At 60.1% G+C, this 20,958-nt stretch carries 26 protein-coding genes; 25 read left to right on the forward strand and 1 reads right to left on the reverse strand.

Annotated features, from left to right (window positions below; genetic code table 11):
* Positions 1–36 precede the first annotated feature (36 nt).
* From EJ576_RS08810 to EJ576_RS08850, 9 genes are all read left to right on the forward strand, one after another.
* The gene (locus EJ576_RS08810; RefSeq protein ID WP_068932952.1) at positions 37–297 is read left to right on the forward strand and encodes a hypothetical protein; all 261 of its coding nucleotides are present in this window, start codon (positions 37–39) and stop codon (positions 295–297) included.
* 329 nt (positions 298–626) lie between these two features.
* Complete coding sequence (locus EJ576_RS08815; protein WP_178083527.1) at positions 627–1,145, forward strand: phage regulatory CII family protein; 519 nt, start codon at positions 627–629, stop codon at positions 1,143–1,145.
* The gene (locus tag EJ576_RS08820; RefSeq protein WP_126570059.1) at positions 1,138–1,365 is read left to right on the forward strand and encodes a TraR/DksA family transcriptional regulator; all 228 of its coding nucleotides are present in this window, start codon (positions 1,138–1,140) and stop codon (positions 1,363–1,365) included. Before EJ576_RS08815 ends, EJ576_RS08820 begins: the two co-directional genes overlap by 8 nt.
* Complete coding sequence (locus EJ576_RS08825) at positions 1,355–3,574, forward strand: VapE domain-containing protein (RefSeq protein WP_126570060.1); 2,220 nt, start codon at positions 1,355–1,357, stop codon at positions 3,572–3,574. Before EJ576_RS08820 ends, EJ576_RS08825 begins: the two co-directional genes overlap by 11 nt.
* The gene (locus EJ576_RS08830) at positions 3,567–3,932 is read left to right on the forward strand and encodes a hypothetical protein (protein ID WP_126570061.1); all 366 of its coding nucleotides are present in this window, start codon (positions 3,567–3,569) and stop codon (positions 3,930–3,932) included. Before EJ576_RS08825 ends, EJ576_RS08830 begins: the two co-directional genes overlap by 8 nt.
* Positions 3,933–4,459: 527 nt before the next feature.
* Entirely contained in the window at positions 4,460–4,804 is a 345-nt protein-coding gene (locus tag EJ576_RS08835; protein ID WP_069673282.1) for a phage holin family protein, read from the forward strand.
* Between the two features lie 272 nt (positions 4,805–5,076).
* Positions 5,077–5,382, forward strand: coding sequence for a hypothetical protein (locus tag EJ576_RS08840; RefSeq protein WP_126570062.1), 306 nt, complete (start codon positions 5,077–5,079; stop codon positions 5,380–5,382).
* Between the two features lie 74 nt (positions 5,383–5,456).
* Complete coding sequence (locus EJ576_RS08845) at positions 5,457–6,050, forward strand: terminase small subunit (RefSeq protein ID WP_126570063.1); 594 nt, start codon at positions 5,457–5,459, stop codon at positions 6,048–6,050.
* Between the two features lie 3 nt (positions 6,051–6,053).
* Positions 6,054–8,078 carry a phage terminase large subunit family protein gene (locus EJ576_RS08850; protein WP_126570064.1) on the forward strand — a complete coding sequence of 675 codons (2,025 nt, stop codon included), beginning with the start codon at positions 6,054–6,056 and terminating at the stop codon, positions 8,076–8,078.
* A 4-nt stretch (positions 8,079–8,082) separates the two neighbouring features.
* Here the strand turns inward: EJ576_RS08850 and EJ576_RS08855 are convergent, their stop codons facing one another.
* Positions 8,083–8,520, reverse strand: a complete 438-nt coding sequence (locus tag EJ576_RS08855) for a hypothetical protein (protein WP_126570065.1) — start codon at positions 8,518–8,520, stop codon at positions 8,083–8,085.
* Positions 8,521–8,812: 292 nt separating this feature from the next.
* On the opposite strand from EJ576_RS08855, the gene EJ576_RS08860 reads away from it, so the two are divergent.
* The 16 genes from EJ576_RS08860 to EJ576_RS08935 all read left to right on the forward strand — a co-directional run bounded on the left by EJ576_RS08860 (position 8,813) and on the right by EJ576_RS08935 (position 20,952).
* A complete protein-coding gene (locus EJ576_RS08860) occupies positions 8,813–9,019 on the forward strand; it encodes a phage head-tail joining protein (RefSeq protein ID WP_126570066.1) in 207 nt (68 codons plus the stop codon).
* Entirely contained in the window at positions 9,019–10,500 is a 1,482-nt protein-coding gene (locus EJ576_RS08865) for a phage portal protein (RefSeq protein ID WP_126570067.1), read from the forward strand. Before EJ576_RS08860 ends, EJ576_RS08865 begins: the two co-directional genes overlap by 1 nt.
* Positions 10,497–11,639 carry a head maturation protease, ClpP-related gene (locus tag EJ576_RS08870; RefSeq protein ID WP_126570068.1) on the forward strand — a complete coding sequence of 381 codons (1,143 nt, stop codon included), beginning with the start codon at positions 10,497–10,499 and terminating at the stop codon, positions 11,637–11,639. Before EJ576_RS08865 ends, EJ576_RS08870 begins: the two co-directional genes overlap by 4 nt.
* Positions 11,636–11,974, forward strand: coding sequence for a head decoration protein (locus EJ576_RS08875; protein WP_126570069.1), 339 nt, complete (start codon positions 11,636–11,638; stop codon positions 11,972–11,974). The genes EJ576_RS08870 and EJ576_RS08875 overlap by 4 nt, the downstream gene beginning before the upstream one ends.
* Positions 11,975–12,036: 62 nt before the next feature.
* A complete protein-coding gene (locus EJ576_RS08880) occupies positions 12,037–13,032 on the forward strand; it encodes a major capsid protein (protein ID WP_126570070.1) in 996 nt (331 codons plus the stop codon).
* Positions 13,033–13,034: 2 nt separating this feature from the next.
* Positions 13,035–13,355: a hypothetical protein gene (locus EJ576_RS08885; protein ID WP_068932978.1), complete on the forward strand. Its 321-nt coding sequence runs from the start codon at positions 13,035–13,037 to the stop codon at positions 13,353–13,355.
* The gene (locus EJ576_RS08890; RefSeq protein ID WP_126570071.1) at positions 13,352–14,008 is read left to right on the forward strand and encodes a hypothetical protein; all 657 of its coding nucleotides are present in this window, start codon (positions 13,352–13,354) and stop codon (positions 14,006–14,008) included. The genes EJ576_RS08885 and EJ576_RS08890 overlap by 4 nt, the downstream gene beginning before the upstream one ends.
* Positions 14,001–14,519, forward strand: a complete 519-nt coding sequence (locus EJ576_RS08895) for a hypothetical protein (RefSeq protein WP_126570072.1) — start codon at positions 14,001–14,003, stop codon at positions 14,517–14,519. Before EJ576_RS08890 ends, EJ576_RS08895 begins: the two co-directional genes overlap by 8 nt.
* Positions 14,516–15,091 carry a phage baseplate assembly protein V gene (locus tag EJ576_RS08900; RefSeq protein ID WP_126570073.1) on the forward strand — a complete coding sequence of 192 codons (576 nt, stop codon included), beginning with the start codon at positions 14,516–14,518 and terminating at the stop codon, positions 15,089–15,091. Before EJ576_RS08895 ends, EJ576_RS08900 begins: the two co-directional genes overlap by 4 nt.
* Before the next feature lie 46 nt (positions 15,092–15,137).
* Entirely contained in the window at positions 15,138–15,329 is a 192-nt protein-coding gene (locus EJ576_RS08905; RefSeq protein ID WP_126570074.1) for a hypothetical protein, read from the forward strand.
* A gap of 5 nt (positions 15,330–15,334) precedes the next feature.
* Positions 15,335–15,661, forward strand: a complete 327-nt coding sequence (locus tag EJ576_RS08910; RefSeq protein ID WP_044286800.1) for a GPW/gp25 family protein — start codon at positions 15,335–15,337, stop codon at positions 15,659–15,661.
* On the forward strand, positions 15,658–16,545 hold the full coding sequence (locus EJ576_RS08915; RefSeq protein ID WP_126570076.1) for a baseplate J/gp47 family protein: 888 nt from the start codon (positions 15,658–15,660) through the stop codon (positions 16,543–16,545). The genes EJ576_RS08910 and EJ576_RS08915 overlap by 4 nt, the downstream gene beginning before the upstream one ends.
* Complete coding sequence (locus EJ576_RS08920; RefSeq protein WP_126570078.1) at positions 16,542–17,147, forward strand: phage tail protein I; 606 nt, start codon at positions 16,542–16,544, stop codon at positions 17,145–17,147. Before EJ576_RS08915 ends, EJ576_RS08920 begins: the two co-directional genes overlap by 4 nt.
* On the forward strand, positions 17,144–19,006 hold the full coding sequence (locus tag EJ576_RS29760) for a phage tail protein (protein ID WP_178083528.1): 1,863 nt from the start codon (positions 17,144–17,146) through the stop codon (positions 19,004–19,006). Before EJ576_RS08920 ends, EJ576_RS29760 begins: the two co-directional genes overlap by 4 nt.
* A gap of 3 nt (positions 19,007–19,009) precedes the next feature.
* Entirely contained in the window at positions 19,010–19,681 is a 672-nt protein-coding gene (locus tag EJ576_RS29935; protein ID WP_256656591.1) for a phage tail assembly chaperone, read from the forward strand.
* 98 nt (positions 19,682–19,779) lie between these two features.
* The gene (locus tag EJ576_RS08935) at positions 19,780–20,952 is read left to right on the forward strand and encodes a phage tail sheath family protein (protein WP_126570081.1); all 1,173 of its coding nucleotides are present in this window, start codon (positions 19,780–19,782) and stop codon (positions 20,950–20,952) included.
* Positions 20,953–20,958 lie beyond the last annotated feature (6 nt).

The raw sequence follows: 20,958 nt of genomic DNA on the forward strand, positions 1-20,958 counted from the left end.
TTAATATCAACCGCGAGTTGATAAATGGAGGTTGCCATGTTGGACCCCGCAGATTTTCCGAACGCCATCGCGTTCGCATTTGAAGCAGTAGGCGGCATTGGTGCCGCCGCCAAGGTGTGTGAAAGGAGCTATCAGGCGCTCAACAAATGGCGCTTGGCTGCCAGTCTTCCCCGCACCGATTACACCGGTGAAACCCACTACGCAAAACTTTTGGCGACCGCTGCAGAGCAGAAGGGCAACGCGTTTGATGCTGCCTGGTTGCTCAATGCATCGGCTCCGCAGAAAGCTGCAGTGTAGATAGAAAAAAGGCGACCCAAGGGCCGCCCAGTTCCTCCCGGCACACACCACCACAGTGCTGTCGGGTCGCGACGAAGGTAGGAGGGCACACCACATGCAAACCACCTCCCTTTATCGCGCTGCCAAGACACGGATGTCTTGGGTTGCTGCCTTTTCCACCACAGATTAGGCAGCTGTTGCGCCAGAGGTGAGCAACGGATTGTTCGCCTCGGCACGGTGCCGGTTTCGATCCCTAAGATCTGGCCGGCGTTTGGGCCCTTTCAAGCCACGCGGCAAATGTATCACCACTGCATGTCGCGGGGCACTGGCAACTTCGTAGGATTAATGCCATGAGCCGAGTAGCTTTAAGCTGTGTTGACCGAGCGCAAAGGGAAGTTCTGACGCTCGAATTAGCCCTGTACCACGCCGCACGGGACTATCCCGGTGGTGCCGCTGCAATCGCAGCCACCACCGGTCGAAATGCCACCACGCTGCAGCACAAGTTGTCTCCCACTCATCCTTCACACACCGTCAACGTCCAAGAGTTCGGCGAGATCCTCGAACTGACCAAGGATCGCCGCATTCTCGATGCGGTGCATGCTTTGGTCGGTGATACGACTTGGCAGGAACTGGCAGAAACCTACACCAGCGACATGCCCGAAACGCTGACCACCGGGATGGCCTCGTACTTCCGGCAGGTGGCCGATCTGGCCGACACCTGGGCCAAGAGCATTGGCGACGGCGTTGTGAGTGATCAGGAACTGGCCGAGATTCGCCTGCAGGTGTTTCGCGGCATCCAGGGGCTGCTGGGGATGTTCAACCGAGCAAAATACGTCAACCAGACGACTCGGGGTACGGACCGTGGCTGATATCGCTGATTTTGCAAATGACCTGGTGCAGGAGCGGATTGATCAAGCCGTTGCCGCACGCTTGGCCCTCATGCCCAAAACCGTCCTGCATTCCCTGATGTTCTGTGATGAATGCGATAACGCAATCCCGGAAGCCCGCCGCTTGGCCCAGCCTGGTTGCACGCTCTGCGTTGTGTGCCAGGCCGCTGATGATATGAGGGCTGCTCGTTATGCTCGATGAAGTTCTCAACCAGTTCGCAGACTACGGCCTTGAACCCGCCCAACCCCTGGTCTTCGGCAAGCTCACCCGCTGCAAAACCACCCAGGACAAAGGCAAGGAAAAGAACGGCTGGTACGTCATCCATGAACACCGCACCGAAAAAGACGAGACGCTGATCTTCGGCAGCTTCGGTGACTGGCGCTCCGGCGAGACCCAGAAGATCAAGGTCAAAGCCGGACGCATGAGCCCCGAGGAGCGCGAAGTCATGCGCGCTCGCCAGGAGGACGCTAAGCGCAAGGCCGCCGAGATCGCGGCCAACGCGTCACGTCGAGCGGCCAACCGCGCTGCCGGACTGTTCAAGCGTATGCCGGAAAAGGGCAAGAGCGCCTACTTGGATCGAAAGCAGATCGTCGGCTTCAAGGTTCGCTATGCGCCACGTACCGGCGCTTTTTTGGTGCCCATGTGCAACGTGCGCGACCAGATCGTTGGCCTGCAGGTGATCTTCCCCGCGAAGCAAGAGGACACCGGGCGTGATAAAGCCTACTGGCCCTACGGTATGTCGAAGGAAGGCGCATTCCACCTGATCGGCCCACACCCTGAACCCGGCGAGCCGGTGCTGGTGTGTGAGGGCTACGCCACGGGCGCAAGCCTGCACATGGCGACTTCGCTCACAGTCGCCATCGCATTCGACGCGGGTAACCTGCTGCCGGTCTCCAAGGCCATGCGCGAACGTTTCCCCGGCTGCCCGTTGATCATCTGCCGAGACGATGACTGGAAGACCAAACGCCCCAACGGTGACGCCTGGAACCCAGGCGAAGAAAAGGCCGCCAACGCCGCGCTGGTCGTCGGCGGTCAAGTGGTGGCGCCGGTGTTCTCCAGCGAGCGCGAGATCAAGTGGACCGACTTCAACGACCTGCACGTCGCCGAAGGTTTGGAGGCCGTCCGCCGACAGGTGCTGGCGGTGGTCAAGCCTCCTGCAGCGGGTGGTTGGAAGGACCAGCTCGCCCGCACCGAAAACGGCTCCATGATCGCGCACATGCAAAACGTCGAGCTGATCCTGAGCAACGACGAGCGCTGGGCCGGTGTCATCGGTTACAGCGTCTTCAGCTCCAAGATCGTCAAACTGCGGTCTGCGCCTTTCGGCGGCGGTGCCGGCGATTGGGCCGATATCGACGACATGCGCGTCATGAAATGGCTCGCGCAGCAATACAACCTGCGGGTCAAAGCCTCCCATGTGATCGAGGCGGTCAGCGTGGTAGCCCACGACCATGCCTTCCACCCGGTGCGCGAGTACCTCGGGAAGCTGGAGTGGGACCGTGTACCCCGTATCGAAACCTGGCTGACCGACGTGCTGGGCGTTCATGCCAGCGAGTACTCGGCGAAGGTCGGCAAGCGCTGGCTGATCTCTGCGGTCGCTCGGGTAATGCGCCCAGGCTGCAAGGCTGACTCGGTGATGATCCTCGAAGGCGGGCAGGGCGCTGGTAAGTCCACGGCCATGGGCGTCCTCGGCGGCGAGTGGTTCATGGACACACCTTTTGCACTCGGCGACAAGGACAGCTTCCAGGCGATTCGCGGCAAGTGGATCGTTGAGCTGGGCGAGCTGGACAGCTTCAACAAGGCCGAAAGCACCAAGGCCAAGCAGTTCTTCTCCGCGTCCACCGACACCTACCGCGAAAGCTACGGCCGCAGAACGAATGACGTGCCACGCCAGTGTGTTTTCGTGGGCACCACCAACCAAGAGGAATACCTCAAGGACGCCACGGGCAACCGCCGCTATTGGCCGGTGTTCTGCAACAAGGTCGACCTGGAGAAACTGCGCGAGATCCGCGACCAGCTGTGGGCAGAAGCGCTGTTTTGCTTTGAGGCCGGCGACATCTGGTGGGTGAACAAGGACGAATCGAAGATGTTCGCCGAGGCTCAAGACGAGCGCTTTGTGGTGGATGAATGGGAAGGGCCGATCCTGGCTTGGATGGAAGAGTCGCAGATCGGCGAAACCGCCACCGGCAACGAGATCCTCACTCAGGCGCTCAAGCTGGACTTCGGCCACTGGGGCAAGCCCGAGCAGATGCGGGTCGGGGCGATCATGCATCGGTTGGGTTGGCGCAAGCGGCGCATGCCGGCATTGCCCAAGAGCGGGGTGCGGCCATGGGCCTATGAAAAGCCTGCGGGCTGGGGGCGTGCGTCTGCGTTGCAGCAGTCGGTGATCGAGGAGCCATGCTTCGATGATTAAGCGAATCGACGAGATGCTCAAACTATGGGCGCAGGATCTGCACTCACCCATGCCGGAAAACATGGGAGGGCCGAGTGGCGGCAACATGATCGCCATGCTGATGGAGTGCAAGGGTGAGCTGATACGCGGCACACGCGGCAGTCGGGTGCTGCTGGATGAATCGGCCGACATCGAGCTGATCGTCAACAAGCACTTGCCGCCGCACCTGTCTGTCGTCGTGCGTGAGCACTACTGCAACCACGAAAGCTTCCTCTCGCAGAAGATGCTGCATTGCGGTTGCAGTGCGCCGACCTATTACCGGCGCCTTCACGAAGCCCACGTCTCCATCGACGGCATGCTGATGGGGAAGGCTGCATGACCCTCGGCGTCACTGCGCGTGCCTCTGTCCTACTGTCCGCCCTTGTCCGACTGCCATTTAGCGCAGTTGGACAGGCGCAGGCCGCGCCGTTGTTGACCTGTCCTACTGTCCAACCTCCACCCGCCCCACGCACACATGAGCATAGCGGGCACGTGATCGCGCCCATGGCGCGCACGCGTGCTTTTAGCTTTCTCTCTATACACAAGAGAAAAGTAAAAAAGGTAGGACAGTAGGGCAGAGCCCCGTATTCAGGCGCCTGTAGCTGTCCTACTTCGATCCAGAATAGTGGGACAGGTCAGACAAGGCACCAGAAGCGATAGCCGATTGAATGCGTTGTCCCTCCGTTGCACCTGCGTCATACCCATGTCGCACCCGTATTGCTCCATGGCATTAAAACCCGCTTGCTGCCATGATAATCCACCTGTAAAAAGTACCCATCTTTGATAGGTGCGACCGCAAGCAGCGGGACACACCACCACACTGAACCCGGCCATTGCGCCGGGTTTTTGCATTTATGGGGTAGGGCGATGACGAACGAGCAGCAAGCGCTTATTGAGATGCCGGTCTGGATGGTGATCCTACTGTCCCTGGTCGGCGGGATTTCCGGCGAGGCATGGCGGGCCGACAAGGCGGGGGTGAGCGGTTGGTCTTTGGTTCGCCGCTTGCTGCTCCGCTCCGGGGCCTGCGTGGTCTGCGGGCTTTCCACCATGATGTTGTTGCACGCCTCGGGCATGTCGGTGCTGGCGGCGGGGAGTATTGGATGCCTTACCGCGATGGCTGGCGCCGATGTCGCCATCGGGTTGTACGAACGCTGGGCCGCCAAGCGTTTGGGTGTGTGCGATGTGCCGCCCTCGGGCAGCGGTCAGGCATGATGTGCTGGAGGCCACGGGATACGTGGTCTGCACCAAAATGAAGCGCCGAAAAGTCGCCGGGGACCCTGGGGACATTCGAGGGACACGGGGCATGAAACCCGCGGGAAAGCGTTAGCCGGTGGGCTGCCAGCTTACTGAAATTCAATGATTTGAAATTGAAGTGGCCGTGTTGAAATTTTGAATTTCAATGAGGATTTTGGTGGTGGCTTTTGGCTATTCATGGTCGCTAGGAATGTGTTTCCATGTGTTTTTCATAAGCAAGAGGTGAACACATGGCAATTGGTGAGCAGATGATGATGGCGGCGACGGAGGCTGTCAGTGTTTTTACCGAACTTTATGACGGAGCATCGGTGTCTTGTGGACCTTTGTATATTCGAGACGGCCATTCTGCTGTGCTCGACTGCACTGCCACTAAGAACCGAATCATCGTTATGACGATGGAAAGCAAGCCAGGTGAATTCGCTATCGCGGTGGCGAACAAGGAAGCTGATGAGGATGTTAAGCATGAGGTGCTTCCCGAGAGTCAGCTGACTACCTCGACATTGCTGACATACATGGAAGCCCACTTCGCCAAGTAGTTCCAACTCCCAGAACGAATCGGAGGGGGAATGTCCGTAAATCCCCTTTCCATTCTTCTCTGGATCTCCTTCAAATGTTGCCTCTCTACCTCTCAAAAAGCGCCTTCGCCGCTCGCATCGGCAGGACACCGAGTTACATCACCTGGCTGAAAGACAACAACCGCCTGGTGTTGTCGCCGGATGGCAAGAGGGTCGACGTGCTGGCAACCGAAGCGCTGATTCTTGAAACCGCCGACCCCAGCAAGGCCGCCGTCGCGGCTCGACACCAGCAGGACCGGATCCAGCGTGACGTTTACAGTCAACTGTCCCCTCTGGTCGAGCCGACTAACACGGCTGCGCCGCAGCAGCCCATTACCGCCAAGAGCCATGACTTCCAGAAGGCCCGCGCCATGCGCGAACACAACCTGGCGCAACTGGCTGAGATCGAACTGCACAAGGCACAGAGCTCGCTGGTTTCCAGGGATGCCGTGGAGCTTGGGGCGTACAACGCGGGGCGCCATCTGCGTGACCAGTTGTTCGGCCTGTTGCCCCAGTTGTCCCACAAGCTGGCAGCGATGACCGACCCCTGGGACATCGAAAAGCACCTGACGGCGACACTCCGTAAATCACTGGAAGAGGCTGAGCGCATGTCCTCGTCCGACCTTGAACGAGCGATGACAACGAGCTGACCTATGACCACGGAATTCCCTGACGGTGACCGTGCGTACCGTGAGGCGTATTTCCGTGGGCTACGTCCTGACCCAGACCTGTGGATCGACGAGTGGGCCGACGAGTACATGCGCATCCCACGGGATACCGGCGCGCCTGAGCCCGGCCAGTACCGCACGGACCGGACGCCCTACGCTCGCGAACCCATGCGCTGCCTGTCGCCGGCCCACCCGTGCCGGCGAGTCGTCACCATGGTGGCCTCGCAGCTGATGAAAACGCAGATCGCCTTGAACTGGATGGGTGGCCTGATCCACATGGCGCCGTCCAACATCCTGGCGCTGTTGCCGAGTCTGAGCCTGTCCAAGCGGGTCTCCGGGCGGATCAGCAAGACGATCAAGGCCACGCCGGAACTGGCGAAGCGTGTAGCTGCCAGCCGCTCACGGGATGCCCGCAACACCATGGACACCAAGGAGTTCGAGGGCGGCGCCCTGTACGTCACCACGGCGGGCTCTGCGGCCAACCTGTCGGAGCTGTCTGCGCGCTACATCTACGGCGACGAGGTCGACCGTTGGGAAAACGATGTGGGCCAGGAAGGTGACCCCATCGTGCTGGCGGAAACACGGGCCACCAACTTTGGCCGCAACGCGAAGATCTACTTCTCCAGCTCACCGACGATCAAGGGCGCCTCCCGGATCGCCGACTTGTTCGAGTCCAGCGACCAGCGTTACTACTACGTGCCATGCCCCTCCTGCGGGCATATGCAGGTGCTGGAGTGGGAGCGTCTGCTCTACAGCAAGGACTACAAAACGGTTCACTACCAGTGCGCCGCGCCTGAATGTGATGTGTTGATCGAGGAGCACCACAAGACCGACATGCTCGCCCGAGGCGAATGGCGCGCCCATGGCAACGGCGATGGCAAGACGGTGGGCTTCCACCTCAACGCGCTGTATTCACCGATTGGCTGGAAGGACTGGCCCTCGCTGGCCGAGGAATTCGAAGACGCCAAGACGGCGCAGGCCAAGGGGGATATGGGCCTGATGCAGGTGTTCTACAACACCCGTCTCGCCAAGGTTTGGGACAGCGCGCAAGAGCAGACCAAGGCCGAAGTGCTGATTGCAAGGGCGCGGCTGGAGATCTACACCCTCGGCAGCATGCCGGTGGGCGTGATGATGCTGACGGGCTCTGTCGACGTCCAAGCCAACCGCCTGGAGCTGATGGTGATGGGCTTCGGCGTTGGCATGGAGCGTTGGGTGATCGACCACCAGGTGATCTGGGGCGACCCTGCTGACGAGCGCACCTGGGCGGTGTTGGACGAGAAGCTCAAGGCCCGATACCGGCACCCTTGCGGTGTCGCGTTGGCGATCCTGGCGACAGGCGTTGACTCAGGCGGTCACCACACCGATGAGGTGTATCAGTTCTGCCGTGTGCGTCGCTGGCGCAACGTGTTCGCACTCAAGGGCGCGAGCAAGCCCGGCAAGCCGGTGATCGCTCAGCGTCCATCCATGGTCGACGTGACCTGGAAGGGCCAGACCGAACGGGGCGGCGCCGAGCTGTGGTTTGTTGGCACCGACACCGCAAAGGACTGGATCTACAACCGCTACGCCTTCGAGGACGGCCCCGGCTCGCTGCACTTTGCCAACGACCTGCCGGACGAGTTCTTCGCCCAATGCGTGGCCGAGCGCAAGGTCGCCCGATACGTCAAAGGCTACAAGCGCATCGAGTGGGTCAAGGGCAAGGCCGAGCGCAACGAGGCGCTCGACCTGATGGTGTACTGCCTGGCAATGGCGCATTACCTCGGTATCAACCGGTACCAGGAACACGACTGGGAGCGGGTGCGGCAGGCACTAGCGCAGTCCGGTTTGTTTGATGACGCGTTGGGCATCAAGCCGGTGCAAGGCGAGCGCGTCGACGCTGACGTAACACCGGCACCGGTTGCAGCGCGTCAGTCGCAACAGGCGCCGCAACCTGCTGCCCCGGTCGTCCAGCCACGACCCGCGGTGTCAGCACAACGGCGCAGCTCTACCAGCGGTTACTTGAAACGACGATAAGGTATCAAGGCAAACCTACGGCCGATCCGAGGAGTCTTGCACCGATCCCCATTAACTCGGACACCGAAGCGCGGAAGGTTTCTTTGCCTCCTTCCTTCGCCGCCGCAGTGATTGCTTCTCCAAACGTTGCGCCGTTATCCAGGCTTGCAGGGGATGCTTTAAGTACCTCAAGACCACTTGCCGTGAGCACAACGTCCCGGATGTAGTAGGGCGATACTTCCCGGTAGCTCAAGTAGCCGGAGGACCCTAGCCAAATCACTGTGGCGTAAAAGAACTCCGCTTCTTTGCTAGGTACGTCGGAAGCAACGTGCTCGCACCATCGGGTTGCAGGTTCGACAAAATTCCCCGCGACCAATGTTTTTGGTACGGGAAATTGTGCATACAGCTCAACTAACACCAAGCCAGTTAATTCATTGAATCGATCAATGTTGGAGACAGCCATGTCGGGAAACTCCGAAGAAAATATACAACGAGTGAAGAGTGTAAAAGCCGCCGCCGAGCTCCAACAGGAGTTACGTCGGATGGTGGCTGATCAGTTAACAGGACGAATGGACTGGGTCCGAGCTCGATCCTACTGGCATCTGCGCTTGCCAGATATTCCTGCTGACGCATTAGCCGAAGCCCTCACGCATGTTTTAGCGGGAGGGAGTTTTCGGCAGGAAATTCAGTCGCGGAATCAGAATTTCGTCTAACGGTTTTTATATCACACCTGCCCCTTTTCTCCAGAGGCGACCATGTCCTTTACCCCTAAACACCTCGAAGCCATCGAGCGCGCCATCGCACGCGGTGAAAAGACCGTGCGCTACAGCGACCGCACGGTGGAGTACCGCTCCATCGACGAACTGCTCAAGGCCCGCGACGAGATCCGCACGTCGCTGACCAACGCTGCCGGGCCGCGCTCTCGCGTGGTTCGGCTTTCCCACGGAGGCAAAGGACTCTAATGGCCCGACATTATCCGACGCTCACCTGTAATGGATTCTTGCTGCCGTCGAACATCAAGGCCAGTTACGAAGGCGCCGGGGAGGGCCGGCGTTCGGCCAGTTGGGAAGCCACCGACAACGGCATAAACAGCATCAACACCCCGGCCCTGCGTAACCTGCGGGCACGTTCGCGGGCGGCAGTACGCAACGACCCGTATGCGTTCAACGTCATCGACAAGCGCGTCAGCAACCTGATCGGCACCGGGATCACGCCCAGGCCGACAACGGATGACGCGGCCCTGCGCAAACTCAAGCAGCAGCTGTGGGATGACTGGGTGGACGAGGCCGACGCCGACGAACTGACCGACTTCTACGGCATGCAGGCCCTGGTGGCGCGCACCGTTGAAACGGCCGGTGAGTGCTTTGTGCGGTTACGGCCACGAAGCCCGAGCGAAGGGCTGGCAGTCCCGCTGCAGCTGCAGGCGCTGGCCCCTGAATTTGTCCCTCACGACAAGTTCGAGACCGCCAAAAATGGCAACGTGATCCGTGCCGGGATCGAGTTCAACCCGGCCGGCAAGCGTGTGGCGTATTGGATGTACCTGTCGCATCCACGGGATTCGTCGTCGTTGAACGCGGGTTACAACCAGTTGGTGCGCGTACCGGCGGCGCAGGTGCTGCACATCTTCGAGCCGATGGAGCCGGGACAGTTGCGCGGCGTGCCGCGTCTTGCCCCGGTGTTGAAGCGCCTGCGCAGCCTGGACAACTACGATGATGCGGTGTTGTTTCGCCAGGAAGTAGCGAATCTGTTCGCCGGCTTCATCAAGCGGCCGGCCCCGGACAGCGGGCCGCCACCCCGCGACCCTGTCACGGGCCAGTTGCTGACCACCGACCGCGATGGCTTCACGCCGATGGTTGCCCTGGAGCCCGGCACCATGCAGGAGCTGGGGCCAGGTGAAGAGGTGGAGTTCTCCAAGCCACCGGACGCCGGCAACAACTACCCGGACTTTATGCGTCAGCAGCTGATGGCTGCGGCAGCGGGATCAAGCACGCCTTACGAGATCCTCACCGGCGATATGCGGGAGGTCAACGACCGGGCGCTGCGGGTAGTGCTTAACGAGTTCCGGCGCCGGTTGGAGCAACTGCAATTCGGCGTGTATGTGCATCAGCTGTGTCGCCCTGTGCGGGCGGCCTGGATGGACATGGCGGTGTTGTCCGGCGCCCTGGTGCTGGAGGACTACGCGCAACGTCGGCGTGAATACCTGCGCACGCGTTGGGTGCCACAAGGCTGGGCCTACATCCAGCCGGTGCAGGACGTGCAGGCTCGGCGGATGGAAGTGCAGGCGGGCTTTGCCTCACGCAGCGAGATGGTGCTGCGTACCGGTTACGACGCGGAAACGGTCGACACGGAAAACGCTGCCGATCTCGTCAGGGCCACGGGCCTTGGCCTCAACTACACGACGCTTGAAGCCATCGAGACGTTTGATGACAAGGAACAACCATGAGCAAAAAGACGAAGCCCCGCGTTTATGACAAGGCGGGCAAGCAGGTCAAGGTCGCCGATAAAAGCTGGTACACGTTTCAGGCGAGCGGCGAAGCCGAACAGCACAGCATCGAGATCTTCGTCTACGGCGAGATCGGCGCCTGGGGTGTCACCGCCAATCAGTTTGTGCAGGATCTGCGTGCCATGGATGACGGCGCGTCACCGATCATCGTCGCGTTCAACAGCATCGGCGGCGATCTGTTCGATGGCCTCGCGATTCACAACGCGCTGTCGCGACTTGGCGAGCGCTGTACCGGGCGCATTGATGCCCTGGCAGCCAGCGCGGCGAGTGTCGCGGTGTGCGGCGCTCATCGAGTGGTGATCGCGGCCAACGCCATATTGATGATCCACAACCCCTACACCTTTACCGGTGGCGATGCCGAAGACTTCCGTCGTGTCGCCGATGTGCTGGACCAGACCCTGGAGGCGATTATCGCGGCTTACAAAGCCAAAGCGCCGGATATTGATGAGGCCGAGTTGCGGCGGCTGGTCAACGCCGAGACCTGGCTCACCGCCAATGAGGCGGTGGCGTTGGGTTTGGCTGATGAAGTGGGTGATGGCTTGAAGGTCAGCGCCTGCCTCGGCCAGGGCAGCGTGCTGCAGCGTTTCCAGCATGCCCCACCTGAGTTGCTCGCTCAGCTGGATGAAGAGCCGGATGTCGAACCGACAGAGCCAGTTAATCAGCCTGATCCGGCTCCTGTGCTGGACGCCGCCGGATTGGCACTACTGGTCACCAAGAGTTGCGCGGCGGCAGGCATCAGCAACCTGGTAGAGCCGCTTCTCGCTACCACCAAGCTGGAAAGCGAAGCGGTAGTCACGGCGGCGCTGACCAGGGCGAAAGCGCTTCACGGCCTTTGTGTTGCAGCACGGTTGCCTGAACTGACCGGCGAGTTTATTACGGCGGGCCTGGATGAAGCTGCGGTCAGGGCGCGCCTGTTCGACAAGCTGGTGAGCAGTGGCGGCGGCTTTGAAATCAACAACAGTCTGCCGCTGGACAATGACCCTGAACCCACGGTCAAGGCCAAGCAGGTCGACACCCAAGCAATCTGGAGCAGTCGTCAGGCAGCTCAGAACGGAACCTCGAAAGGAGCAAAAGCATGAAAACTGAATCGATGCACGCAGGCGAGTTCCTGCTGTCAGAAGGCGCTGGCAACATTTCTCGCGAAGCGATCAACGTCGCGGCTGGTGCAGCGCTGGAGCCGGGCCAGATCCTGGGCCTGATCACCGCCACCAGCGAATTTGCACCCTATAAGCCAACCGCCGAGGATGGCACGGAGAACGCCATCGCGATCCTCTACGGCCCGCTTGGCGAGTCCGATGTTCCTCGTCGCGGTCGCGCTGTCGTGCGCTTGGCAGAGGTCAGCGAAGCCCACCTGACCGGCCTCGACCCGGCCGCCGAAAAGGCCCTGGCGTCCCATTTCGTGATCATCCGTTAAGACGTTCACCTCACTTATCCATCCCGCCGCGTGCGGGATTTTTCGTTTCAGGAGAGTACCTCATGGCCGATATCGCCATTTTTGAAGACGATGCGTTCAGCGTCTCCTCGCTGACCGCTGCAATAAACGAACAAGAATACCTGCCTGGCCGCATCAGCAGCTTGGGCCTGTTTCGCGAAGAGGGCATCAGCACCCTGACCGTGCAGATCGAGAAGGACGGCGACACCCTGGCGCTGGTACCAGCCGGTGAGCGTGGTACATCGGGTCTGGTGGTTGGCGGGACCAAGCGTACGTTGATCCCGTTCAACACCGTGCACCTGCCGGAGCGCTTCACCATCAAGGCGGATGAGATCCAGGGCATTCGCGCCTTTGGCACCCGCAGCGAATTGCAGGCCGTCCAGGACGTAGTCAACAAGCGCCTGGCGAAGGCCCGTCGCCAGTTGGATGCCACCCACGAATTCCAACGCATGGGCGCGTTGAACGGCCAGGTGCTGGACGCCGATGGCAAGACCGTCCTGTTGGATATTTACAAATCCTTCGGCGTGAATCGCCAGAAGTTGCCGATGGGTTTGAACAGTCCAGATACCGAGCTGCGGGTCAAATGCGGCGAAGCGCTGGATATGCAAGAGGAAGCCCTCGGCAGCGTCACCAGCAGCGGTTCCCGCGCTCTGTGCGGCAAGAACTTCTGGAACAAGCTCATCGTTCATAAGTCGGTCAAGGAAACCTACCTCAACACCATGCAGGCCGCGTCTCTGCGTGGCGATGCCCGTGAAAGCTTCGAGTTAGGCGGGATCGTCTGGGAGCGTTATCGCGGCAAGGTTGCCGGCGTTGCGTTTGTCCACGATGACAAGGCGTTGCTGATCCCTGAGGGCGTACCGGATCTGTACATCTCGTCCTTCGCACCGGCCGACTACATGGAAACGGTCAACACCCAGGGCATTCCGTACTACAGCAAGATCGAGCCGCTGCCGTTCAACAAGGGCGTGGCCGGTGAAGCCCAGTCCAACCCGCTGCACCTGTGCACGCGGCCTCGGGCGCAGATCCTGCTGGAGATGTGACCGTGGCCTTCCGCGATCTGATCGACGACGTCGACGATGTTGTGTTCGAGACCTTGGGCGACAGCGCATTGATCGAAGGCCGCGCCGAGGCGGTGTTGGGCATGTTCTCGGCACCGTGGAAGCAACCTGCGTTCGGCAAGGTCCACTCCGCTATACGCGAGCCTCGCTTTGAGATCCGCGTGAAGGATTCGGACGGACTCAGCAAAGGCCTGCGGGTCACGGTCGACGTACCGGCATTGGATGGTGGTGGCGAATACGACCTGCTGCAGCTGGAGCCCAACGGTAATGGACTGGTGGCATTGATCTTGAGGAAACGCGCATGAGCGTCGGCAGCTACGCACATAAGACGCGGGACAGCGGGATGCTCAATATCCAGCCGTCAGCGGTGCATTCCCAGGCGTTACGCGAGTTCGGGCAGTTAGTGCCCAAGGCTGCTGCAGCGGCCCAGCGTCGAGCAATCAATAAGACGCTGGGCAGGCTGCGCACTCACATCGCCCGAGCAGTTGGTAAGCAGGAGCGGATCGCCATCGGCGCCGTCCGGCAACGCCTTCGGGCGTACCCGGTCAGCGGCGGGGCGATGCGCGGCAAGTTGTGGTTCGGGGTCAACGCAATCGAGGCCAGTCGGATCGGTAAGGCTCGGCAAACCCGTGCCGGTGTGTCAGTGGCAGGGCGACGTTACCAGGGCGCGTTCTTCAAGCAGGTGTATGGAGGCAGCCCTGATATTTGGATCCGCACGTCGAGCAAGCATTTCAACGCCACGGACTACCCCGGCAGTACGCAGGGGCGGCGCAGCTCTGGCTTCATCGCGGAAAGCGACAACCGCTTTCCGCTGGCGAAAGCCAAGGTGTCGCTTGACCAGGTGCGACCGCACTTTGATAGCTGGGTCAAACGCGCCGATGAAATCCTGCTGGAGATCCTCAAGCAAGAACTCAACTTTGAATTGCAGAAGTACCTAAAGGGGACCGCCAGTGTCTGATCAGCCTTTCAGCCTTGACCAGTTGTATGGGGCCATCGAGCAGCACCTGCAGGAACATCTACCGGGGATTCAGGGAGTGTCGTTCTGGCCGGATCTGTCGGCGGAGACCACCCTCCCAACGCCCGTGGTGCTGCTGGAAATGGCCGAGATGGAGCCGGCGCCGGACACCGGTACCGGTGAAACCTCGCTGACCTGCAAGTTCGAGGCGCGAATCATCGTTGACTCAATCAGCGCGGACCCGCAACGGCAAGCAGTGCAACTGGCGTCTCAATTGGCGGTGCTGCTGCGCGGGCAAAGCTGGGGCTTGGAGGTTGACTGCGCGCAGTTCGTACGCTCCACCCAGGACTGGACCAAGCCCGAACTGGACGGCTACTTCGTCTGGCTGGTGGAGTGGGATCAGACCGTTTACCTGGGCGTCGAGGAATGGCCGTGGCCGGATGAGCCGCCGGGGTCTCTGGTCATCGATCTGGGGCCCGGTGTTGGGCAGGTCAGGCCGGAGGATCTGCGATGAGTTACGCCACCGCCCAGCATGATCGGATGATCGCTTCCACCGTGCTGCCCTGCGTTGTCGTGGCAGTCGATCTGCCTGCCGCCATGGTGCGTGTGCAGTCGGGCGATTGGACCAGCGCCTGGGTTCGCTGGCACAGCCAGGCGGCTGGCAAGACGCGCCACTGGCGAGCGCCGAGCCTAGGCGAGCAGGGCGCGTTGATCAGCCCTAGCGGCGAGCCGGCGATGGGCACGTTCCTCCCCGGTCTGTACGGCAATGCCGGCGCGCAACCGGACAACCGTGACCATGTCGAGGTTTGGCGGTTCGACGATGGCGGCTCCCTGGTCTACGACTGGGAGGCCCACAGCTACACCATCGACCTGCCGGCCGGCACCGTCACGGTCAAGGTCGGTGGCTCGGTGCTGGAGATGACACCGGACAGCACGCGACTGGTATCGGGCGCGATCAATCTGGTGGGCCCCGTCACCATCGACGGTACAACCCAGATTAACGGCAAGTTGAATACGACCGGCGACATCAACAGTGCTGGCAAGGTCATCGATGTCGGCGGCAACACGCCGAACCATAAACACTGATCCCGACCCGCCTAGTGCGGGTTTTTCGTTTTAGGAGCATCCATTGATGAGTAGGAACAAACCCGACAGCCAGGACGAGATTGGGCCAGGCCGCGTGTTTCGCGACACGCTCTTTACCTCCCGCACATTGGTGCTGCCCGATGGCAGCACTATGGCCGTGAGCAAGGCTCGCGTGACGGCTACCACTGACGAGCAGCTCGCTTTCCTTATGACCCACCAGGAAATGGTGCAGGAGTAACCCTGATGATCGGAATGGATCGCCGCACCGGTCAACCGCTGTCCGGGCTCGACCATCTCCGGCAGTCCATCGGGGACATTCTCTCCACGCCGGTCGGCAGTCGGCGGATGCGACCTGAATACGGCAGCCAGATCCGGCGGTTTGTCGACTTGCCGGTTAACGCTGGTTGGAAGAGTGCGGTACAGGCCGAGGCGGCTCGCTCGCTGGAGCGCTGGGAGCCGCGGCTAAAGCTCGAACAGGTGCAGGTTGTCGCCATTGTCGGCGGCCGCATCGACTTCAAATTAACCGGTGAATACCAGGGCGAACGCCTGCTGCTGGAGGTGTCGGCATGAGCACAGTGGATTTATCGGCACTGCCGGCGCCGCAGGTGCTGGAGGCCTTGGACTACGAAGCGTTGTACGAAGAAGGGCTAGCTGCCTTTCGTGGGCACATGGGCGACAACTGGTCGGCTGCGCTGGAGAGCGACCCGGTGGTCAAGCTGGTGGAGCTGGGGGCGTACGGCAAGATGCAGAACCGGGCACGGGTTAACGATGCGGCCAAGGCGCTGATGTTGGCGTACGCCGAGAAGGAAGATCTCGACCAGCTTGCAGCCAACGTGAAACTCCAGCGCCTAGTGATTCAACCGGCCAACCTGCAGGCGGTGCCGCCAGTGGAGGAGGTCAGGGAATCGGACGATGCCCTGCGTGAGCGTATCCAACTGGTGTATGAAGGGCTGACCACCGCCGGCCCGCGTAACAGTTACATCTTCCATGCGCGCAACGCCTCGGCGCTGGTGGCTGATGCCACCGCAGAAAGCCCATCACCAGCCGTAGTGGTGGTGACTGTGCTGAGCCTCGCCGGCAACGGCAAAGCCGACCAGGCTCTGCTCGACCAGGTATACGCCAAGCTTAGTGATGATGACATTCGTCCGGTGGGCGACCGCCTTACGGTGCAAAGCGCACAGATCCTGGAGTACCGGATTGATGCGGTGTTGCATATGACCGGTGCCGGTCCTGAAAACGATGCCTTCTTGGCTGAGGCGATCAAGCGCCTCGCGGCCTGGATCAATCCGCGTAAACGCCTGGCTCTGGAAGTCGCCCGATCTGCTATCGACGCGCAGCTGCATGTCGGTGGCGTCGGCCGGGTCGAGCTAAAAAACTGGGTCGACCTGAAACCGACCAAGTTCCAAGCCGCCTATTGCACAGGTTTCAGCGTTGTCCTAGGGGGCTCCACATGACCAGTCTGCTCCCCTTGAACAGCATACAACTGGAGCTCGCCATTGAGGCTGCCTTAGCCGAGAAAACCGAGATCCCGCTCCGTACCCTGTACAACCCGGACACCTGTCCGGCGCATCTGCTGCCTTGGCTGGCCTGGACCTGGTCGGTCGACCGCTGGGACAACAAATGGTCGGAAGCCGTTAAGCGTTCCGCCATCCGCTCCGCGTTTTACGTGCATGCCCACAAGGGCACCATCGGCGCGTTGCGCAGGGTGGTCGAGCCGCTCGGCTACCTAATCGAAGTGCTGGAGTGGTGGCAGACCACGCCCAAGGGCATTCCCGGCACTTTCGCCTTGAAGGTCGGCGTGCTGGATACCGGCATAACCGAAGAGATGTACCTGGAGCTAGAGCGTCTGATCGACGACGCCAAACCCGTCAGTCGACCGTTGACCGGACTCGCGATTAGCCTCGAAACCCAAGGCGCCATAAACATCGGTGTCGCCCTCTACGAAGGCGACGTAATCGACGTCTACCCACCCGTGCAACGTGACATCGAAGTCACGGGCTACATCGGCGTGGTCGGGCGCGAACACAGCATAGACACTCTGGACGTTTACCCATGATTGATCGCAACTCGCAATTTATGGCGATCCTCACCAACGTGGGGGCCGCGAAGCTGGCGAATGCCAACGCCCTGGGCATTCCCTGGAACCTCACTGCGCTGGGGGTAGGGGATGCCAACGGCACTGACCCAATCCCCAGTGCAACCCAGACCAAACTGATCAACGAGCAGCGACGGGCGCCACTGAATCAACTGCGCGTCGATCCGGTTAACGCGGCGGTGATCATTGCCGAGCAGGTGATCCCGGCAGACGTCGGCGGTTGGTGGATCCGTGAGATCGGCTTGTACGATTCGGACGGCGACTTGGTCGCGGTTTCCAATTGTGCGCCGAGCTTCAAGCCGGCGCTGGACCAGGGATCAGGACGCACACAGATTGTGCGGATGAACTTCATTGTTTCAAGCATCAACAACATCGTGTTGAAGATCGACCCTGCCATCGTCCTAGCGACTCGCGAGTGGGTTGATCTAGCGATCACCGAGGCGATCAACAAGCAGGACTTCAAGCATTCGGTGTTGGTGGCCACCACGACCAACATCGTCTTGAGTGGCATTCAGACTGTCGATGATGTGTTGTTGTCAGATGCCGATCGTGTTTTGGTGAAAAATCGGACACTGGCGAAGGACAACGGGATTTACATCGTATCGGCCAGCGGTGCCTGGAAGCGTGCCCAAGATGCTGACACGAGTGTCGAGATGACACCGGGCTTGTTTGTGCACGTTGAGAAAGGTGCCGCCAACGGTGACAGCGTCTGGCAACTGGTGACGGATGCTCCGATTGTCCTGGGCACTACGCCGCTGGTGTTCGAGATGGTCGCAGGGCGTACGGGCATAGGTGCGGGGACATATCGCAGCTTGACCGTAGACAAGAACGGCCGGGTTATCGCTGGGACAAACCCAACTACGCTCGCCGGCTATCAAATCAGCGATGCGTATAAGCGCACAGACGTTGATTTTTTGCTGTCTGGCAAAGCCAACAACGCCATCACACTGGCGGGGTATGGCATTGGCGACGCATACACTAAGACTGCTATAGATGATTTCCTTACTGGAAAGGCCAATAAGGCAACAACGCTCGGTGGTTATGGGATTTCCGATGCCTACACGAAAACAGAAACCAACACGTTTCTTAATGCAAAGGTATCGATCGCTAGCAGCGGTATTTCGGGAGTTGCGCCACTGATAACCGGGCCGCTTGCCGCTGTGCCTTCAAGCCAACTATTTTCAGCGGTTAGCCCCGGCACCACGGACACACCACCTAGCTACCCGAATACTGTTGGCATGCATTTTATTTTCGCCAACACCAGTTTCGGCGCCGATATAGGAATCAGTCTTAACGACAACATAGGTAATCTTTTATTCCGCAACTTAGGCCCGAATTCAAGCGGCTGGCGGAAGGTTTTTCACGATGGAAACTTTAACCCTTCATCCAAAATAAGCGGCACTGCGTGTTCGGAAGCTGGATTTGCCAGCGGCTCCGTCAGTGCCCCATTCATGCGGCATACGGACGGCACTGTGGTCGCGTTGCAGGTCGACAGGCCGAAGGATACTGCCAACTTTTCACCAAGCGGGTTCAGCAAGAACGCTGACACTGGTGAAATTATTCAGCGGATGGAAGTGGCTATCGGCGACATCCCGTCTGGTGGGCGTACGGTCGATATAACTTGGCCGTTTGCATTCCCAAACGCGTTTGTACATGTGACTTCTATTGTTTTCCGTAGCGCGGATGCCACGGTGCGCCATGTCTCGAATGGTTACTATTCGATGGGCACGGTCAACGGCTGCCGCTTACAAATCGACGAGGCCGCACAGGTCGTTCAGCCTTCCTCGCTTACAGCGATTGTCACGGCACTCGGGAGATAAGTGATGAATATTTATTACAGCGCTAAGCAAAACTTATTTTTCAACGATGTATTCCACGGCACTCGCTTGATATCTGTTAGCGATCCTGCATGGGTTCGGCCTACCCTTAAAGCGCAGGACCCAAAGTGGACCCCGCCAGACATCGAGGTTACAAACCCCGCATGGTCTGAAGACGCCGAGGATGTTCCAGAGACTATCTTTGTGCCCGATCTTAAGGCAAAGCCACCGCTTATCGACGTTCCAGACGAGTCAGCCAACGCCCCGATAATTGAAGTGAAAAACCCAAAATGCTTATTACCCCCGGAAGACGAGTTGGTGGATGTTCCAGAGGATGAGTATCAGAGGCTGCGTGCGATTATTGCGACGAGCCCTTCGGTGATTACCAGTGACGATAAGGGGCGACCAATAGCTGTTCCTGCTCCAGGGCCTACACCGGAACAAGTGGCATACAGTGAACGCGCCTTGCGAGATAAAATGCTGTTGCTGACTGATCCACTGGTCGCACGTCACCGCGACGAACTGGAGTCCGAGCGTCCGACCACACTTACTGCTGCGCAATACAAGCAGTTGCAGGGCTACCGCCAGGATCTGCGCGACTGGCCCGAGTCGGAGCATTTCCCGGCAGTCGAGTACAGGCCTGAGCAGCCCGCCTGGCTGGCTGAGCAACTCCAATAACGCCCCGCACTGACGGGGCGTTTTCTTTTCCGCTACATGCATCACAACCAAACCCCGGCCTCGCTTATGCGGGGCTTTCTCGTTTCTGGAGTTCAACCATGAGTGCAAGTGGATTTTTTCACGGCGTCACCGTGACCAACGTCGACACCGGCACGCGGCCTATCGCAGTGCCGTCCTCGTCCATCATCGGCCTTTGCGATACCTTCACGCCTGGTCCCAATGCCAGCGCATTGCCCAATCAACTAATGCTGATCACCCGCGAGAGCGAAGCCATCGCCGCCTGGGGGCCAGATGCGGCGATCACCAAGGCGGTCAAGGCCATCTATGTTCGCTCCAAGGCCGTGATCGTCGCCTGCGGTGTGGAAAAGCTGGCCGACGCCGCCGCACAGACATCGGCCATCATTGGCGGCGTCCTGGCAAATGGCACGCGAACCGGGATGCAGGCGCTGCTCGACGGCAAAAGCCGCTTTAACGCGCAGCCTCGTTTGCTGGCCGCGCCCAAACACACTGCGACGCTGGCCGCCGCCACGGCGCTTGTGGCCCTGAGTGACAAGTTGCGTGCCCTGGCGATCATCGACGGCCCCAACACCACTGACGAAGCGGCCATGGAGTACCGTGAAAACTTTGGTAGCAAGCGCGTTTTCCTGGTCGACCCTGGCGTGCAGTACTGGGATACCGCGCTCAGTGCCACCATCGACGCACCCAGTTCTGCCTGGGTCGCCGGGCTCTTCGCCTGGACCGATTCGGAGTACGGCTTTTGGGCTTCTCCGTCGAACAAGGAGTTTGTCGGGCTCACCGGCACCGGTCGTCCAATCGAGTTCCTGGATGGCGACGAAACCTGCCGGGCGAACCTGCTCAATAACGCGCAGATCACCACCATCATCCGTGATGACGGCTACCGCCTGTGGGGCAACCGCACCTGTTCCAGCGATCCGAAGTGGGCGTTCGTTACCCGTGTTCGGACCATGGACATCGTGATGGACGCGATCCTCTACGGCCACAAATGGGCGGTCGACCGCTCGATCACCAAGACCTACGTCAGTGACGTGACCGAAGGCCTCGCGGCGTTCATGCGTGACCTGAAAAACCAGGGGGCGGTGATTAACTTCGAGGTGTTCGCCGACCCTGTACTGAACACGGCCAGCCAGTTGGAGCAGGGCAAGGTGTACTGGAACATCCGATTCACCGATGTACCGCCGGCAGAAAACCCCAACTTCCGCGTCGAGGTCACCAACCAGTGGCTGACCGAAGTTCTCGACACCAACGCATAAAGGAGA

It is taken from the genome of Pseudomonas sp. C 49-2 (assembly GCF_003970195.1).
GTDB classification, from domain to species: domain Bacteria; phylum Pseudomonadota; class Gammaproteobacteria; order Pseudomonadales; family Pseudomonadaceae; genus Aquipseudomonas; species Aquipseudomonas canadensis.

Bases quoted from the DNA above. Each gene is read 5' to 3' on its own strand.
- EJ576_RS08810 (WP_068932952.1), top strand. From the start codon at position 37: ATGTTGGACCCCGCAGATTTTCCGAACGCCATCGCGTTCGCATTTGAA.
- EJ576_RS08815 (WP_178083527.1), top strand. From the start codon at position 627: ATGAGCCGAGTAGCTTTAAGCTGTGTTGACCGAGCGCAAAGGGAAGTT.
- EJ576_RS08825 (WP_126570060.1), top strand. From the start codon at position 1,355: ATGCTCGATGAAGTTCTCAACCAGTTCGCAGACTACGGCCTTGAACCC.
- EJ576_RS08830 (WP_126570061.1), top strand. From the start codon at position 3,567: ATGATTAAGCGAATCGACGAGATGCTCAAACTATGGGCGCAGGATCTG.
- EJ576_RS08835 (WP_069673282.1), top strand. From the start codon at position 4,460: ATGACGAACGAGCAGCAAGCGCTTATTGAGATGCCGGTCTGGATGGTG.
- EJ576_RS08840 (WP_126570062.1), top strand. From the start codon at position 5,077: ATGGCAATTGGTGAGCAGATGATGATGGCGGCGACGGAGGCTGTCAGT.
- EJ576_RS08845 (WP_126570063.1), top strand. From the start codon at position 5,457: ATGTTGCCTCTCTACCTCTCAAAAAGCGCCTTCGCCGCTCGCATCGGC.
- EJ576_RS08850 (WP_126570064.1), top strand. From the start codon at position 6,054: ATGACCACGGAATTCCCTGACGGTGACCGTGCGTACCGTGAGGCGTAT.
- EJ576_RS08855 (WP_126570065.1), bottom strand. From the start codon at position 8,520: ATGGCTGTCTCCAACATTGATCGATTCAATGAATTAACTGGCTTGGTG.
- EJ576_RS08860 (WP_126570066.1), top strand. From the start codon at position 8,813: ATGTCCTTTACCCCTAAACACCTCGAAGCCATCGAGCGCGCCATCGCA.
- EJ576_RS08865 (WP_126570067.1), top strand. From the start codon at position 9,019: ATGGCCCGACATTATCCGACGCTCACCTGTAATGGATTCTTGCTGCCG.
- EJ576_RS08870 (WP_126570068.1), top strand. From the start codon at position 10,497: ATGAGCAAAAAGACGAAGCCCCGCGTTTATGACAAGGCGGGCAAGCAG.
- EJ576_RS08875 (WP_126570069.1), top strand. From the start codon at position 11,636: ATGAAAACTGAATCGATGCACGCAGGCGAGTTCCTGCTGTCAGAAGGC.
- EJ576_RS08880 (WP_126570070.1), top strand. From the start codon at position 12,037: ATGGCCGATATCGCCATTTTTGAAGACGATGCGTTCAGCGTCTCCTCG.
- EJ576_RS08890 (WP_126570071.1), top strand. From the start codon at position 13,352: ATGAGCGTCGGCAGCTACGCACATAAGACGCGGGACAGCGGGATGCTC.
- EJ576_RS08900 (WP_126570073.1), top strand. From the start codon at position 14,516: ATGAGTTACGCCACCGCCCAGCATGATCGGATGATCGCTTCCACCGTG.
- EJ576_RS08905 (WP_126570074.1), top strand. From the start codon at position 15,138: ATGAGTAGGAACAAACCCGACAGCCAGGACGAGATTGGGCCAGGCCGC.
- EJ576_RS08910 (WP_044286800.1), top strand. From the start codon at position 15,335: ATGATCGGAATGGATCGCCGCACCGGTCAACCGCTGTCCGGGCTCGAC.
- EJ576_RS08915 (WP_126570076.1), top strand. From the start codon at position 15,658: ATGAGCACAGTGGATTTATCGGCACTGCCGGCGCCGCAGGTGCTGGAG.
- EJ576_RS08920 (WP_126570078.1), top strand. From the start codon at position 16,542: ATGACCAGTCTGCTCCCCTTGAACAGCATACAACTGGAGCTCGCCATT.
- EJ576_RS29760 (WP_178083528.1), top strand. From the start codon at position 17,144: ATGATTGATCGCAACTCGCAATTTATGGCGATCCTCACCAACGTGGGG.
- EJ576_RS29935 (WP_256656591.1), top strand. From the start codon at position 19,010: ATGAATATTTATTACAGCGCTAAGCAAAACTTATTTTTCAACGATGTA.
- EJ576_RS08935 (WP_126570081.1), top strand. From the start codon at position 19,780: ATGAGTGCAAGTGGATTTTTTCACGGCGTCACCGTGACCAACGTCGAC.